The organism is Pseudomonas sp. KH_046_2 (assembly GCF_057838985.1).
Map to the genome: position 1 here is coordinate 2,700,641 of NZ_CM174480.1, position 15,747 is coordinate 2,716,387.

A 15,747-nucleotide genomic window follows, 5' to 3' on the forward strand; every position below is an offset into this window, starting at 1 on the left:
CTTACTCCACAAACAGGGTAGCGGGTTGTTCGAGCAAGCCACGAATGGCCTGGATGAATAGCGCCGCGTCCATGCCGTCGACCACGCGGTGATCGAAGGAGCTGGAGAGGTTCATCATCTTGCGGATCACAATCTGGCCTTTGATCACCATTGGCCGTTCGACGATCTTGTTCACGCCGACGATCGCCACTTCCGGCAGGTTCAGCACCGGCGTGCTGACGATGCCGCCCAAGGCGCCAAGGCTGGTCAGGGTGATGGTCGAGCCGGACAATTCATCGCGGCTGGCCTTGCCGTTGCGGGCGGCGCTGGCCAGGCGAGCGATTTCCGCTGCGCTGTCCCACAGGCTGCGGGCTTCGGCGTGACGCACCACCGGCACCATCAGGCCAACGTCGCTCTGGGTCGCGACGCCCACATGCACCGCGCCGAGGCGGGTGATGACCTGGGCTTCGTCGTCGTAGCGGGCGTTCATCTGCGGGAAGTCGCGCAGGGCAACGACCATGGCGCGGACCAGGAACGGCAGCAAAGTCAGCTTGCCGCGGGTCGCGCCGTGTTTTTCATTGAGGTGCGCGCGCAGCTCTTCCACGGCGGTGACGTCGATTTCTTCGACATAACTGAAGTGGGCTGCACGCTGGGTGGCGTCCTGCATGCGCTGGGCGATCTTGCGGCGCATGCCGATCACCGGGATCTGCTGTTCATCGGTACGTTGGGCGTAAGCAGCCGCCACCGGTGCCGAAGCATTTGACTGCCCCTGGGCCAGGTAGGCGTCCAGGTCTTCATGCAGTACGCGGCCGGCCGGGCCGGTGCCACGTACCAGGCGCAATTGAATGCCGAGGTCCAGCGCATGCTTGCGCACGGCCGGAGAGGCCAACGGACGCTCATCGGCCTGGCGAGCAACCATCGGGCCCTGGCAGACGGCAGCTTTCGGCGCCGGGGCAGCGACCGGTTTGCTTTCAACCACGGCTTCAACTTTAGGTGCGGCCACCGGGGCTTCTTTAACGGGAGCCGGTTGCGCCGACTCCTTAACGTTGCCCGCGCCTTCGACTTCAATGCTGATCAGCACACTGCCGACCGCCATGACTTCGCCCGGCTGTCCGCCGAGGGCGATGACCTTGCCATGCACCGGCGACGGGATATCGACCATCGCCTTGTCGGTCATGACATCGGCCAGCACCTGATCTTCGACGACCATGTCGCCGACCTTGACGTGCCATACCGACAATTCAACTTCTGCAATGCCTTCACCAATGTCCGGCATTTTAATGATGTGCGTGCCCATTCAGACCTCCATGACCCGTTTCAACGCCGCGCCCACTCGGGACGGGCCTGGGAAATACGCCCACTCTTGCGCGTGCGGGTAAGGGGTGTCCCAACCGGTGACGCGTTCGATCGGCGCTTCCAGGTGGTGGAAGCAATGCTCTTGCACCAGCGACACCAGTTCGGCACCGAAACCGCAGGTGCGTGTGGCTTCGTGCACCACCACGCAGCGGCCGGTTTTTTTCACCGATTTGACGATGGTTTCCAGGTCCAGCGGCCACAGGCTGCGCAGGTCGATGACTTCGGCATCGACGCCGCTTTCTTCAGCGGCGACTTGCGACACGTAGACGGTGGTGCCGTAGGTCAGCACGGTGACGTCCTTGCCCGGACGGGCGATCGCGGCAACGTCCAGCGGTACGGTGTAGTAGCCGTCCGGAACCTGTGCGGCGGGGTGCTTCGACCACGGGGTTACCGGGCGGTCGTGGTGGCCGTCGAACGGGCCGTTGTACAGGCGTTTCGGCTCGAGGAAGATCACCGGGTCATCGTTTTCGATGGAGGCGATCAGCAGGCCTTTGGCGTCATACGGGTTGGACGGCATGACAGTACGCAGGCCGCAGACCTGGGTGAACATCGCCTCGATGCTCTGGCTGTGGGTCTGGCCGCCGTAGATGCCGCCGCCGCAAGGCATGCGCAGGGTCATCGGTGCGGTGAACTCGCCGGCCGAGCGATAACGCAGTCGCGCGGCTTCGGAAATGATCTGGTCGGAGGCCGGGTACACGTAGTCGGCGAACTGGATCTCGGCCACCGGGCGCAGACCGTAGGCACCCATGCCCACGGCGACACCGACGATACCGCTTTCGGAGATCGGCGCGTCGAACACCCGGGAGGTGCCGTACTTGTTCTGCAGGCCTTCGGTGCAGCGGAACACGCCGCCGAAGTAGCCGACGTCCTGGCCGAAGACCACGACGTTGTCATCACGCTCAAGCATCACATCCATGGCCGAGCGCAGGGCCTGGATCATGGTCATGGTGGTCGTGGTCATGGCGGTTTCCAACTCGATTTTGTTGTTGTGATCGTTCATGTCAGATCCCCAACTCTTGGCGCTGGCGCTTCAAGTGCTCCGGCATCTCTTTGTAGACGTCTTCGAACATGGTCGCGGCGCTCGGAATCTGGCCACCGGCGAGGGTGCCATATTGCTCGGCTTCTTTCTGTGCGGCGATCACTTCGGCTTCCAGTTCGGCGCTGACCGCGGTGTGTTCCTCTTCGGACCAGTGACCGGTCTTGATCAGGTGCTGCTTGAGGCGCGCAATCGGATCACCCAGCGGGAAGTGGCTCCAGTCATCGGCGGGACGGTATTTCGACGGATCATCGGAGGTCGAGTGCGGACCGGCGCGATAGGTGACCCATTCGATCATGGTCGGGCCGAGGCCGCGGCGGGCGCGTTCGGCGGCCCAGGCAGAGGCAGCGTAGACCGCGTAGAAATCGTTGCCATCGACCCGCAGGGAGGCAATGCCGCAACCGACGCCGCGCCCGGCGAAGGTGGTGGCTTCACCACCGGCAATCGCCTGGAAGGTGGAGATCGCCCACTGGTTGTTGACCACGTTGAGGATCACCGGCGCGCGGTACACGTGGGCGAACGTCAGGGCGGTGTGGAAGTCCGACTCGGCGGTGGCGCCGTCGCCGATCCAGGCCGAAGCGATTTTGGTGTCGCCCTTGATCGCCGAGGCCATACCCCAGCCCACGGCTTGCACGAACTGGGTGGCGAGGTTGCCGGAGATGGTGAAGAAACCGGACTCCTTGACCGAGTACATGATTGGCAACTGACGTCCCTTGAGCGGATCGCGCTCGTTGGACAGCAGCTGGCAGATCAGGCCGACCAACGGCACGTCGCGGGCCATCAGGATGCTTTGCTGGCGGTAGGTCGGGAAGCACATGTCGTCGATGTTCAGGGCCAGGGCCTGGGCGCTGCCGATGGCTTCTTCGCCAAGGCTCTGCATGTAGAACGACATTTTCTTTTGACGCTGGGCGACCACCATGCGGTTGTCGTAGATGCGGGTCTTGAGCATGGCGCGCATGCCTTTGCGCAGGATCTCGCTAGAGACGCCTTCGGCCCAGGGACCGAGGGCATTGCCCTGGTCGTCGAGCACGCGAATCAGGCCACGGGCCAGGTCAGCCGTGTCAGCCGGTTCAACGTCGATTTGGGGTTTGCGCACCGTGCCGGCATCGGTCAGATGCAGGTAGGAGAAGTCGGTTTTACAGCCGGGACGGCCCGAGGGTTCGGGGACGTGCAGGCGCAGCGGTTCATACGCTTGGGTCATGGCTTCTACGCTCGATCTTGTGAATTTCTTGTAGTGAGCTGACAGATTTCGTTCGGTAGAAGAAATCTTGTCCTACAACAATCATAGGCCCGGCCAAGAAGAATATTTCTCTCTGTTTCGTTGCGCAAAAGATCATTTGCAGATAAAAAACCTGCATAAACATAAAAAACAGGTGGTTTTGTCTCATGCGTAAACTGGACCGTACCGATATCGGCATTCTCAACAGCCTTCAGGAGAATGCGCGCATCACCAACGCCGACCTCGCGCGTTCGGTGAACCTGTCGCCGACCCCGTGTTTCAACCGGGTCAAGGCCATGGAAGAACTGGGGGTGATTCGCGAGCAAGTGACGCTGCTTGATGCCGACCTGCTGGGGCTGCATGTGAACGTGTTCATTCACGTCAGCCTGGAGAAGCAGGTGGAGGAAGCGTTGCAGCATTTCGAAGAGGCGATTTCCGATCGCCCCGAAGTGATGGAGTGCTACCTGATGGCGGGCGACCCGGACTACCTGATCCGGGTGCTGGTGCCGACCATTCAATCGCTGGAGCGTTTCATGATGGACTTTCTGACCAAGGTCCCGGGGGTGGCGAACATTCGTTCGAGCTTTGCGCTCAAGCAGGTGCGGTACAAGACCGCGCTGCCATTGCCGGCCAATGGGTTGACGCTGGATAAATAAGGATTGGCGGTGTCACTGCATTTACTGACGCAATAAGTCACAGCTGTACAGCGCCGCTCTACAGTTTGAACTCATGTTTGTGTGATGCAGTTTTCTTTATGTTTTGCTCTCCACTATTGATTAACTAGAGTGAAACATAATGAAGCCTGTATTAGATAAAGTTGCATTGGCCTACTCGCTGGACGTCAATCCTGATGATCTGGATGATTACGGAAATATAAAAGAATATGTTCCTCCTGTTTTTGAGCCGTTTGTCGAGGACATGGGTGGAGCTGATTTGATGGATATCCAGGCCGCTCTGGACGGTGGGCCGGGTCCATCTGCCCTGGAGAGCGATATTGGAATTACCGCCGGCTGGTGCCCGGGAGGGAGTTGGAGTGGCGGGATATGTAAACCCTTCAATAACATTCGTACCCACTGGATGCGCGCGTACGGTGTTGTCAGCAACTTGCCGATTCATATGGCGATTCTGCCCGGCACTCACAATTCAGGTTTCGACAAACAGGCAGCGTCTACCCCTAGTATGGAGGTATGTCAGGACGTTGCGCCGTTCCATCAATTGAATGCCGGTATTCGAGTACTGGATCTCAGGGTTCAACATTACTCGGGATTCTTGGTTGGTGATCCACGGCGTTATTCGATTTTTCATTCAACAAGCAACGGGCGAACGGTCCAGGGCGATATTATCAATGCTGTGCGCATGTTTCATAATAGCTCTGATTGGGACACCAAGCGCGAGATCGTGATTCTGAACTTCCATCAGTTCAGGAACTTTACGGCCGATGCCCACCGTGAGCTAGCTGGAATAATAAAATCCTCTTTGGGCGAATCGATCATATCGCCTGTGTATCGAGATCTGACGGTGTCGCAAATATGGGCGTTGCCAAACTACAAAAATGTCGTCATTTCATACAACGCCGATCCCAGGGATGCGCTTTTTTGGCACGGCGTCAATCAACGCTGGATAGGTTCGAATACACCGTCGGATCGTGAGCTCAAAGCGTTTATTGACCGGGTCGGCAATGAAACCAAACCCTGGGGTGAATTGCGGGCGATTCAGGCCCATCGAATGGCACCGGTTATTTATATACCCAGCGATATTTCGGGCTCATTGATGTCATGGTTTGCTACAGGCAATGCCAGTTCTCCGATCATGAAGTACTACATCATCAATTGCGATTGGTCGTTACGGCATCGCCTGGTGGACAACATCATCTATTCCAACCAGTTCCGCAGCCGAGCGCTGGGCATTCCCGATGTTGTACAGGCCAGCCCGACGGGCATTGGCGTCCAAGGCATGCCAAGCGCCCGGCATATGATCCTGCAGATCGATGACGCGCACTGGACTGAAACAGTGGCGCTGCCGCCGATTCTTGATGAAGAGCCACACCGGTTGCTGGTTTGCTCGGACGCGGACGCCGAATGTGAACTGGATCTGCGTGGCAGTGATGTTCCGCTGCCTGGCGTCCGTTTATCGAAGGGGGAGGTGGTTGCCCTGGTATGTCTTGATGGCTCGCGCCAATGGGCGTTGCAGGTGCGCGATTGCTCGCCGAATGAGCACGGCCATGTGATTGCGGCACCCTGCGACGGCGAGAAATTCGTTCGCTATACATTGTCGGTCGGCAATTACGCGCCGTTGGTGTACTTGCCGGTCGCAGCTCCCGCCAACAGTGTGGTGCTGATCGTGTGCGATGCACTCTATACCACCCGAATCAGCCACTCCCAGGGCACGGATGAGCTTGAACATGTCATCTCTCCCGGTCAGGTTCTCGCGTTTACCTACAGCACAGCGTCCCGGCAGTGGCACAAGCAGGAGGTGCTACCCGGCAGTCACAACTGATTGATCGGAACTTTCAAATAAATCACACCATTGTCTTCCGCGGGCGGTAGGTTCCCCGCCCGCACATTCACCTGAATCGCCGGCAGCAGCAGTGTTGGCATGCCCAACCCGGCATCGCGTTTAGTGCGCATCTCAACGAAGGTGTTTTCGTCGATGTCGTCTCGTACATGGATGTTGCCTTTGCGCTGCTCACCGACGGTGGTCATGCAGCGAGGTTCGCGGCCCTCGGGCGGGTAGTCGTGGCAAACGAACAGACGCACGCTGGCGGGGAAGGCCAGCAGTTTGTGGATCGAGGCGAACATCTGGTTGGCATTGCCGCCAGGAAAGTCGCAGCGCGCCGTGCCAACGTCCGGCATGAACAGTGTGTCGCCGACCAGAATCACATCGCCGTCGATCAGGTACGCCATGTCCGCCGGGGTATGGCCGGGCACATGCAAGGCCGTGGCATTGAGGTTGCCGATGCGAAATGACTCGTCGGGGGCGAACAGGTGATCGAACTGTGAACCGTCGATGCAGAACTCCGGCTCAAGGTTGAACAAGGCCTTGAACACGTTCTGCACCTTGCAGATCGACTCGCCGATGGCGATCTGGCCACCCAGTTCCCGGCGCAGATACGGCGCGGCGGACAAGTGATCGGCGTGGGCATGGGTTTCCAGCAGCCACTGCACCTGCAAGCGGTGTTCGCGCACGAAAGCGATGATCTTGTCGGCTTGAATCGTTGCCGTGCGGCCGGCGGCCGGGTTGTAATCAAGTACCGCGTCGACGATCGCGCATTGTCCGCCGTCGTCTTCGTAGATCACATAACTGTAGGTCGACGAGGCGTCGTCAAAAAAAGCTTCAATCAGGGCAGGCATGGCGGCCAATTCTTTCGGGATAAGCGTTGAGGGTAGATTCATTTTCCCTGCGCTGACCAGTCTCACCTGCATTCAGTTAATGAAAAATCCTGCGCGGGCTCTATCCTGTCATTCATCGATGCCGGGCGTTCCCGGTTTTTGTCGCGGATCACGAGTGTTTTATGTTGCTGGCAAGTCTGTTTGGCGTGGTGATGGGGTTGGTGTTGGGGTTGACCGGCGCGGGCGGCGGGATTCTCGCGGTGCCGGCCCTGGTGTTGGGGTTGGGCTGGAGCATGACTCAGGCCGCCCCGGTGGCGTTGTTTGCGGTGGGCAGTGCGGCAGCGGTCGGCGCCATCGATGGTTTGCGTCATGGCCTGGTGCGTTACCGCGCGGCGTTGTTGATCGCAGCGCTCGGTGCGGTGTTTTCGCCGGTGGGTATCTACTTCGCCCATCAGTTACCGGAAAGAATCCTGATGATCCTGTTCAGCTTGTTGATGGTCGTGGTGGCCGGGCGGATGTTGCGCCGTGAACGCAAGGATGACGGCCCGAGTGACCACGGCCACGCCAACTGGGGGCAGAAGAACTGCATGCTCGATCAACAGACCGGGCGCTTTTCCTGGACCGCCAAATGCACCGCGACCCTCGCCGCGCTCGGGGCGGTGACGGGGGTGGTGTCGGGATTGCTGGGAGTGGGTGGCGGCTTTCTGATCGTCCCGGCGTTCAAGCAACTGACCGATGTGCAAATGCGCGGGATCGTCGCCACCTCGCTGATGGTGATCAGCCTGATATCGGCCATTGGCGTGATCGGCGCGTTCCATGCCGGGGTGCGTATCGACGGCCAGGGCGTGGCCTTTATTGGCGCCAGCATCGTCGGCATGATCATTGGCCGCAAGCTGTGCGCACGGGTACCGGCGCGGGCGTTGCAGGCGGGGTTCGCCAGTGTCTGTCTGGTCATCGCCGTTTACATGCTGGTGCGTGCCTGAGCCTTACAGTGCTTGATATTGCAGGCTGAAACCCAGTTCGGTGGATTGACCCTGTTCCAGTAAGCGCAACCCTGGTCGACCGGGCCGGTGCCTGCAGTCGGGTGTTCGCTGTCCGCGGCAGGTGCGGATGCAGCCCAAGCCATGCCACGCAGCGTTTTCAGTCAGGTGCGTGACGTTCGTCTTCGAGTTCGATCAGTGTTAGCGACATGTTGACCTGCCATGTGATTTTTTGAGGCTTGCACCGTTCCCTGTGGCGTTCCGACAAGCCCCCTCGCTACAAAGGCCCGCTCCCACAGGGGATTGGGTTGTCAGTTGGAAATCATTGGGGGCAGGGTGCCTGGCAGCGAGACCGCCGCCACTGCGCCAAGCCCCAGCATCCACTCCAGCATCACGCTGGCGCGCAATCGCACATTGATCAGCCCGGTGATCAGCAACCCTGCGACCAACCCGTAACCAGCCGCTGATCCATTGCGGTTTCGCCATTTGCAAGCAAGGGCCTGAACACCCAGCCCCCGAACAGCATCAACACCACGATGAAATGCAGGAAGCGGCACAGCACCAGCGCGCTCGCCATGAATTACTGGCCAACCTTGAAGGCGTAGGCACCTTCGCTTTTGTGAGTGTCGACCGACACGGCGTGCCATTCGACTTTGTAGGCGCCGGCGGTCTAGCGTTACGACAGCGGCTGTACGAAGTTTCGTTTTCCCCTGTCGCCGCGGTCCAGAGCGGATGCTAGTCTTGCTCAACGTTGTTGTCGGGGATCCGCATGGGCAATCACAAGATCGAGATTCGTCGCAGTAACGTCGAAAAAATCCTGCTGGGGGCGGAAAAGGTCTTCGCTGAAAAGGGCTTCGGCAGCACCGCCATGGCCGACATCGCCGCTGAAGTGCAACTGCCGCGCTCCAACCTGCACTACTACTTCAGCACCAAGACCGAGTTGTACAGCGCCGTGCTGTTCGACTTGCTGGAAGTCTGGAAGCAGGACGCGCTGTGCTTCGAGATGTTCGATGACCCGCGTGTGGTGCTCAGCAGTTACATCCGCGCCAAGATGAACCATTCCCGCAGCCGGCCGTATGGCTCGAAAGTCTGGGCCAATGAAATCATCCATGGCGCGCCGACCCTCGGCGCAGCGCTGGATGCGAGCCTGTACGACTGGGCCAAGATGAAGGAAGCGAAAATCCGCCAGTGGGTGGACGACAAACGCATCCTGCCGGTGGAGCCGTCGAGCCTGCTCTACATGATCTGGGCCTCGACCCAGCACTACGCCGACTTCGATCATCAGGTGAACATTCTCAACGACCATCAGCCGCTGTCGGACATGCAGTTCGAAAAGGCGGTGCAGACGGTGACCAGTGTGATTTTGCGGGGGATTGGATTGGAGCCTTGAGATTTGTGGTGTAGCGGCGGACCTCATCGCGAGCAGGATCGCTCCTACAAGGGAATGCTGTCGTACACAAATGCGGTGTACACCAGCGATCAATGTAGGAGCGAGCCTGCTCGCGAAGGCGTCAGTTCAGGCGTCGCTGACCTCAAGGACTGACGTGATACGGATTCCTCGGATCATGATTCCAGTCCAGGAACGGCTTGCCGGTCTCCACCGGCACCATCTCGATGCAGTCCTGCACCGGGCAGGTGATCTGGCACAGGTTACAGCCCACGCACTCCTCATCGATCACCTGATACTTGTGAGTGCCGTCCGCTTGCTTGAGGCTGGCCACGGCCTGGTGCGAGGTGTCCTCACATGCGATATGGCAACGACCACAACCGATGCACGCCTCCTGATCGATTTTCGCGATCACCTGGTAGTTGATGTCCAGGTACTTCCAGTCCGTGGTGTTGCCCACCGCGCGCCCGGAAAACTCCGAAATGCTGGCATAGCCCTGACTGTCCATCCAGCGTGACAAACCGTCCTTCATGTCTTCGACAATCCGGAAACCATGCAGCATCGCTGCCGTGCATACCTGCACCGAGCCACTGCCGAGCGCGATGAACTCCGCGGCGTCGCGCCAGTTGCCGATGCCGCCAATGCCGCTGATCGGCAGGCCCTGGGTCTGCGGGTCGCGGGCGATTTCGGCGACCATGTTCAAGGCAATTGGCTTGACGGCCGAGCCGCAGTAACCGCCGTGGGTGCTTTGGCTGCCGACCATGGGGTTGGCGACCATGCGCTCGAGGTTGACGCTGGTGATCGAGTTGATGGTGTTGATCAACGACACCGCATCGGCACCGCCACGGTGGGCGGCGCGGGCGGCGACGCGGATGTCGGTGATGTTCGGCGTGAGCTTGACGATCACCGGCAACGAGCAATACGTCTTGCACCAGCGGGTGACCTGTTCCACGTATTCCGGCACCTGGCCGACCGCCGCGCCCATGCCCCGTTCCGGCATGCCGTGGGGGCAACCGAAGTTCAGTTCGATGCCGTCGGCGCCAGTGGCCTCCACCAGCGGCAGGATGTGTTTCCAGGATTCTTCGACGCAGGGCACCATCAAGGACACGATCAGTGCGCGGTCCGGCCAGTCCTTTTTGACCTGGGTGATTTCCCGCAGGTTGATCTCCAGCGAGCGGTCGGTGATCAACTCGATGTTGTTAAAACCGAGTACCTCCCGGTTAGCCCCGAAGTGCGCCGAATAGCGCGACGACACGTTCACCGCCGCCGGGTCTTCCCCCAGGGTTTTCCAGACCACGCCACCCCAGCCGGCCTCGAAGGCGCGGACCACGTTGTAGGCTTTGTCGGTCGGTGGCGCGGAGGCCAGCCAGAAGGGGTTGGGTGCTTTGATGCCGGCGAAGACAATCGACAGATCGGCCATTTACGCAGCCTCCACATTGAGCATCAGTTGAGCATTGATTGCCTCGGCGGCGCGCTTGCCATGCTGCACGGCTTGCACGGTGAGGTCTTGATCGAGGCTGGTGCAGTCACCGCCGGCATACACGCCGGGGATGCTGGTGCGCAGGTTTTCATCGACTTCGATGCGTTCGCCCTGGCGCTTGAGCTCGCGGGCCAGCGGATCGCTGAGGGCGCTGCCGTCGAAGGCCTGGCCGATGGCCTTGAAGATCGCATCGGCGGCCAGTTCGAAGGTTTCGCCGGTGGTTTGCAGGCGACCTTCGACCAGATGGGTTCGGGCGAAACGCATGCCGCGCACGCGGCCTTGGTCATCGAGCAGCACTTCTTCGGGTTGTGCCCAGGTCATCAGCCGCACCTGATTGGCCTTGGCAATGTCCTGTTCGTGATGGGTGGCCCCCATGTCCTCGACGCCACGGCGGTACACCAGATTCACATCGTGGGCGCCGAGGCGGGCCATTTGTACCGCCATGTCGATGGCGGTGTTGCCCGCGCCGAGGACAATGCAGTGGTCGGCCAGGGGCAACTGGCTCAGGTCATCGGCCTGGCGCAGTTCGCGGATGTAGTCGGTGGCGGCGAGCAGGCCGGGCGCGTCTTCGTGGGCCAGGCCCAGTTGCTTGCTGGCGTTGAGCCCGAGGCCGAGGAACACCGCATCGAACTGTTGGTGCAGTTCGCTGAGGGTCAGGTTCTCCCCGAGTTTCTGCCCGTGGCGGATTTCGATGCCGCCAATCTGCAACAGGAACTCAAGTTCCTTTTGCGCGTAGTCATCCACCAGTTTGTATTTGGCGATCCCGTATTCGTTGAGGCCACCAGCTTTTTCCCGCGCCTCGAAGATCACCACGTCATGCCCGTGCATGGCGCTGCGGTGAGCACAAGACAACCCGGCCGGGCCGGCGCCGACCACGGCGATGCGTTTGCCGGTGCTGGCAGCACGCTGGAAGGGGTGAGTGCTGAAGTGCGCATTGTCCACGGCGTAGCGTTGCAACAGGCCGATCATGACCGGCGCACATTCGTGAGCGTTGTTGCGCACGCAGGCTTGCTGGCAAAGAATCTCCGTCGGGCACACCCGGGCGCAACTGCCGCCGAGGATGTTGGCCGAGAGGATTTTCTGCGCGGCGCCTTGCACGTTGTCCTGCGCAATGTTGCGGATGAACGAAGGGATGTCGATCTCGCTCGGACAGGCATTCACGCAGGGCGCGTCGTAGCAATACAGGCAGCGCGAGGCTTCCAGGTTTGCCTGGCGCTCGTTGAGCGGCGGCGCCAGGTCGGTGAAGTGGCCGGCGAGGGTGGCCGCATTCTCATGGGGATGCGGGAGGTGGTCCAGGGTCTTGATCACGGTATTGGCCTCACGGTTATTTGAGGTGCTGCCTCTGAACGGGCATTGTTTTTTGTGTTGTCTGTGCGGGCCTCATCGCGAGCAAGCTCGCTCCCACAGGTTTTGTGAACACTCGAGATCCCTGTGGGAGCGAGCTTGCTCGCGATAGGCCGAAGGCCGCTTTCAGCGTTTCACAGCAACCGGCTTGTGCAACTCGGCCCGCTTGCTCAGCAAATCAAACACCGCCGGATACGCCGGCCGTTCGATGTAGCGCCCGGCGCCACGCTCGGCCCGCAGGTCGCCGTCGGCCCAGACCACGCGGCCCTGGCTGATGGTGTGGCTGGGCACGCCGCGTACGGTCTTGCCTTCGAAGATGTTGAAGTCCACCTGCTGATGGTGGGTCTTGGCGGAAATGGTCCGTGTGCCTTGCGGGTCCCACAGCACCAGGTCGGCATCGGCACCCACACGAATCGCGCCTTTGCGTGGGTAGAGATTGAAGATCTTCGCCGTGTTGGTGGACGTCAGCGCGACGAATTGCTGCATCGAAAAGCGACCGGTGTTCACGCCTTCATCCCACAGCACTGCCATGCGGTCTTCGATGCCGGCGGTGCCGTTGGGAATCTTGCTGAAGTCGTCGCGGCCAGCGGCTTTTTGCTCGGCGCAGAAGCAGCAGTGGTCAGTGGCGGTGGTGTGCAGGTTGCCCGATTGCAGGCCATGCCAGAGCGCCTCTTGATGGCCGCGAGGACGGAACGGCGGGCTCATTACATAACCGGCGGCGGTCTGCCAGTCCGGATGGCGGTAGACGCTGTCGTCCAGCAGCAGGTGCCCGGCCAGCACTTCGCCGTAGACCGGCTGGCCCTTGCCCCGGGCGTAGGTGATTTCGTCCAGGGCTTCCTTGGTCGAGACGTGGACCAGGTACAGCGGCGTGCCCAGGGTTTCGGCGATGCGGATCGCTCGGCTCGCGGCTTCGCCTTCAACCTGGGAAGGCCGCGACAGTGGATGCGCTTCCGGACCGGTGATGCCCTGGGCCATCAGCTTGCGTTGCAGGTGATACACCAGTTCACCGTTTTCCGCGTGAACGGTCGGCACCGCGCCCAGTTCCAGACAGCGTTCGAAACTGGCCACCAGGGTGTCATCGGCGGCCATGATCGCGTTCTTGTAGGCCATGAAATGCTTGAAGCTGTTGACGCCGTGCTGGCTGACCAGCTCGGCCATTTCCTCGCGGACCTGTTCGCTCCACCAGGTGATGGCGACATGAAAACCATAGTCCGACGCCGACTTCTCGGCCCAGCCGCGCCACTGGTGGAAGGCTTCGAGCAAAGATTGCTGCGGATTGGGAATCACGAAGTCGATGATCGAGGTGGTGCCGCCGGCCAGTCCCGCCGCCGTGCCGCTGTAGAAATCTTCGCTGGCCACGGTGCCCATGAAGGGCAGTTGCATGTGGGTGTGCGGGTCGATGCCGCCGGGCATCAGATATTGGCCGCTGCCGTCGAGCACTTCGGCCTCTGCCGGAACATCGAGGTTTTCGCCGATGGCCTTGATCACGCCGTCTGCGCAATACACATCGGCGCGATAACTTTCATCATGGGTAATAACGTTGGCGCCACGGATCAACAGAGACATTCCGAGTTCCTCGCAGGCAATGACCGGTTTATGCCGGTTCTAGATGTTCTATTTAAAAACAGCCCGGACAGATTGATTCCTGTCAGTGCTGTCAGGATTAAACGCTAGCTGCAGTTATCCGAATCGGCAAGAATATTTTTTATAAGCTAATGCTGTTGTTAACTAAATGATATTTAACGATTAAGTTCAAGAATCACCAAAATGGTGAGGCTACTCACCATTTTGACGCACTTGACAGGATCGAAAAATAGTCAAGATTTCTTATGTGAAATCAGCTGTTTGAGTATGGTCTATGGTTGATGCGCAGCCATTGAAAAAAGATCTACGCACCAGTTTGAGTCCTGACTGTTTCGACAACTTGTCTGGCATTCGGCCTGAGTGGCCTGACAAATAGTCGAGTCAGCGAATAAAACTGATAAACATCAGTTGGTTGCAATGTGTTTATGGAACTGCCCGATGCTTGATCGGGGCACACGGCACGTTTATTGATGCCGCCAGCCCCTGATGAGCAACAATAATCAAAAGAACAGTGGAGCGGCCATGCAACAGATCAGATCGCAAGTGACCGAGCGCGACGGCTTGTTCGAGCTCGAAGCCGGCAGCGATGTCCTCGACAGTCCCCGTTACAACCACGACATTGCACCGACCAAGGTGCGCGAACGCACCTGGAACAAATGGCACATCACCGCATTGTGGGTGGGCATGGCAATCTGCGTGCCGACCTACACCCTCGGTGGGGTGCTGACCGCGTACTTCGGCCTGACCGTCGGCGAAGCGCTGCTGGCGATTCTGTTAGCCAACATCATCGTGCTGATTCCCCTGACACTTAACGCCTTTCCCGGCACCAAGTACGGGATTCCCTTTCCGGTATTGCTGCGCTCGTCCTTCGGCGTGCTCGGCTCCAACATTCCGTGCCTGATCCGCGCCCTGGTGGCGTGCGGCTGGTTCGGCATTCAGACCATGTTCGGCGGGCTGGCGATTCACCTGTTTCTCGGCTCGGTGTTCGAGGGCTGGAAATCCCTGGGCGGCACCGGCGAGGTCATCGGCTTCATGGTGTTCTGGGCGCTGAACCTGTGGGTGGTGATACGCGGCGCCGAGTCGATCAAATGGCTGGAAACCCTGTCGGCTCCGCTGTTGGTGCTGGTGGGCGTTGGCCTGCTGGTCTGGGCCATGCCCAACGTGTCGATGACCGAATTGCTGGCAATTCCGGCCAAGCGTCCCGAAGGCGCCGGCGTGGCCAGCTACTTCGCCGCCGGGCTGACGGCGATGGTCGGCTTTTGGGCCACGCTGTCACTGAACATTCCGGACTTCAGTCGCTACGCAAAAAGCCAGAAGGATCAGATTGTCGGGCAGATCATCGGCCTGCCGCTGACCATGTTCCTGTTTGCCTCCCTCGGCGTGGTGATGACCGCGGCCTCGGTGAAACTGGTGGGGGTGACGGTGTCCGATCCAGTGACCCTGATCGGCCATATCCAGAGCCCGGTGTGGGTCGCACTGGCAATGGCGCTGATCATCATCGCCACGCTGTCGACCAATACCGCAGCCAACATCGTGTCGCCAACCAATGACTTCCAGAACATCGCGCCCAAGGCGATCAACCGTACCAAAGCGGTGATCCTGACCGGGCTGGTGGGGCTGGGTCTGATGGCCCATGAACTGCTGAAAAAACTTGGCCTGATTGTCTCGGACGTCAGTCTGGAAACCGTCTATTCCAACTGGCTGCTCGGCTATTCCAGCCTGCTGGGACCGATTGCCGGGATCATGGTGGTGGACTATTTCCTGATCAAGAAACAGCAACTGGACCTTGCCGGCCTGTACCGCGATGACGTGTACCCGGCGTGGAACTGGAGCGGGTTCATCGCTTTCGGCGTGCCGGTGGTGCTGACGCTGCTGTCCCTGGGCAGTGATGCGTTCAGCTGGTTCTACAGCTATGGCTGGTTCACCGGCTCGGCGCTGGGTGGGGTTATTTATTACGGGTTGAGTGTGATGCGGCCTAGCCCGTCAATCGCTAAAACTGCGGTGTAAGGGAGGGCCTCATCGCGGGCAAGCCCGCTCCCACAGGGTTCTCGGG

The 15,747-nt window shown here is 60.0% G+C and carries 13 protein-coding genes and 3 pseudogenes; 5 read left to right on the forward strand and 11 right to left on the reverse strand.

The genetic code is table 11. The features are described from left to right. Position 1 precedes the first annotated feature (1 nt). Genes AC3IX1_RS12275 through AC3IX1_RS12285 form a run of 3 tightly spaced genes read right to left on the reverse strand, consistent with a single transcriptional unit; the run spans position 2 to position 3,572 of the window. Complete coding sequence (locus AC3IX1_RS12275; RefSeq protein WP_489388382.1) at positions 2–1,276, reverse strand: dihydrolipoamide acetyltransferase family protein; 1,275 nt, start codon at positions 1,274–1,276, stop codon at positions 2–4. Next, entirely contained in the window at positions 1,277–2,335 is a 1,059-nt protein-coding gene (locus AC3IX1_RS12280; RefSeq protein ID WP_489388383.1) for an alpha-ketoacid dehydrogenase subunit beta, read from the reverse strand. It lies immediately after the preceding gene. Between the two features lies 1 nt (position 2,336). Continuing rightward, the gene (locus AC3IX1_RS12285; RefSeq protein WP_046037314.1) at positions 2,337–3,572 is read right to left on the reverse strand and encodes a 3-methyl-2-oxobutanoate dehydrogenase (2-methylpropanoyl-transferring) subunit alpha; all 1,236 of its coding nucleotides are present in this window, start codon (positions 3,570–3,572) and stop codon (positions 2,337–2,339) included. A 185-nt stretch (positions 3,573–3,757) separates the two neighbouring features. On the opposite strand from AC3IX1_RS12285, the gene bkdR reads away from it, so the two are divergent. Then, complete coding sequence (gene bkdR / locus AC3IX1_RS12290) at positions 3,758–4,246, forward strand: Bkd operon transcriptional regulator BkdR (protein ID WP_046037311.1); 489 nt, start codon at positions 3,758–3,760, stop codon at positions 4,244–4,246. 139 nt (positions 4,247–4,385) lie between these two features. Continuing rightward, entirely contained in the window at positions 4,386–6,086 is a 1,701-nt protein-coding gene (locus AC3IX1_RS12295) for a PI-PLC domain-containing protein (RefSeq protein ID WP_489388384.1), read from the forward strand. On the opposite strand, the gene AC3IX1_RS12300 is transcribed toward AC3IX1_RS12295, so the two are convergent. Next, a complete protein-coding gene (locus AC3IX1_RS12300; RefSeq protein WP_489388385.1) occupies positions 6,077–6,940 on the reverse strand; it encodes an MBL fold metallo-hydrolase in 864 nt (287 codons plus the stop codon). The two genes, AC3IX1_RS12295 and AC3IX1_RS12300, sit on opposite strands and share 10 nt — an antisense overlap. A gap of 161 nt (positions 6,941–7,101) precedes the next feature. Between AC3IX1_RS12300 and AC3IX1_RS12305 the strand changes: the two genes are divergently transcribed. Beyond that, positions 7,102–7,902, forward strand: a complete 801-nt coding sequence (locus AC3IX1_RS12305; protein WP_489388386.1) for a sulfite exporter TauE/SafE family protein — start codon at positions 7,102–7,104, stop codon at positions 7,900–7,902. A gap of 82 nt (positions 7,903–7,984) precedes the next feature. Here the strand turns inward: AC3IX1_RS12305 and AC3IX1_RS12310 are convergent. The 4 genes and pseudogenes from AC3IX1_RS12310 to AC3IX1_RS12325 all read right to left on the reverse strand — a co-directional run. Next, a pseudogene (locus AC3IX1_RS12310) lies at positions 7,985–8,079 on the reverse strand (aldose 1-epimerase); the annotation flags it as partial. A 131-nt stretch (positions 8,080–8,210) separates the two neighbouring features. Next, positions 8,211–8,348 (reverse strand): hypothetical protein, encoded by a 138-nt coding sequence (locus AC3IX1_RS12315; RefSeq protein WP_489388806.1) that lies wholly within the window; start codon positions 8,346–8,348, stop codon positions 8,211–8,213. 8 nt (positions 8,349–8,356) lie between these two features. After that, positions 8,357–8,476: pseudogene (locus AC3IX1_RS12320) on the reverse strand (copper homeostasis membrane protein CopD); the annotation flags it as partial. 3 nt (positions 8,477–8,479) lie between these two features. Beyond that, positions 8,480–8,566, reverse strand: a pseudogene (locus AC3IX1_RS12325) (copper resistance protein CopC); the annotation flags it as partial. 102 nt (positions 8,567–8,668) lie between these two features. Here AC3IX1_RS12325 and AC3IX1_RS12330 point away from each other — a divergent pair. Next, positions 8,669–9,289, forward strand: coding sequence for a TetR/AcrR family transcriptional regulator (locus tag AC3IX1_RS12330; RefSeq protein ID WP_008017494.1), 621 nt, complete (start codon positions 8,669–8,671; stop codon positions 9,287–9,289). 142 nt (positions 9,290–9,431) lie between these two features. Here the strand turns inward: AC3IX1_RS12330 and preA are convergent, their stop codons facing one another. The 3 genes from preA to hydA form a co-directional block, all read right to left on the reverse strand. Further along, the gene (preA, locus tag AC3IX1_RS12335; protein ID WP_102672357.1) at positions 9,432–10,706 is read right to left on the reverse strand and encodes an NAD-dependent dihydropyrimidine dehydrogenase subunit PreA; all 1,275 of its coding nucleotides are present in this window, start codon (positions 10,704–10,706) and stop codon (positions 9,432–9,434) included. Further along, on the reverse strand, positions 10,707–12,074 hold the full coding sequence (locus AC3IX1_RS12340) for an NAD(P)-dependent oxidoreductase (RefSeq protein WP_489388387.1): 1,368 nt from the start codon (positions 12,072–12,074) through the stop codon (positions 10,707–10,709). It abuts the gene before it with no gap. Between the two features lie 162 nt (positions 12,075–12,236). Next, positions 12,237–13,676, reverse strand: coding sequence for a dihydropyrimidinase (gene hydA, locus AC3IX1_RS12345; RefSeq protein WP_489388388.1), 1,440 nt, complete (start codon positions 13,674–13,676; stop codon positions 12,237–12,239). A 540-nt stretch (positions 13,677–14,216) separates the two neighbouring features. Between hydA and AC3IX1_RS12350 the strand changes: the two genes are divergently transcribed. Beyond that, positions 14,217–15,701, forward strand: a complete 1,485-nt coding sequence (locus AC3IX1_RS12350; protein WP_489388389.1) for an NCS1 family nucleobase:cation symporter-1 — start codon at positions 14,217–14,219, stop codon at positions 15,699–15,701. Positions 15,702–15,747 lie beyond the last annotated feature (46 nt).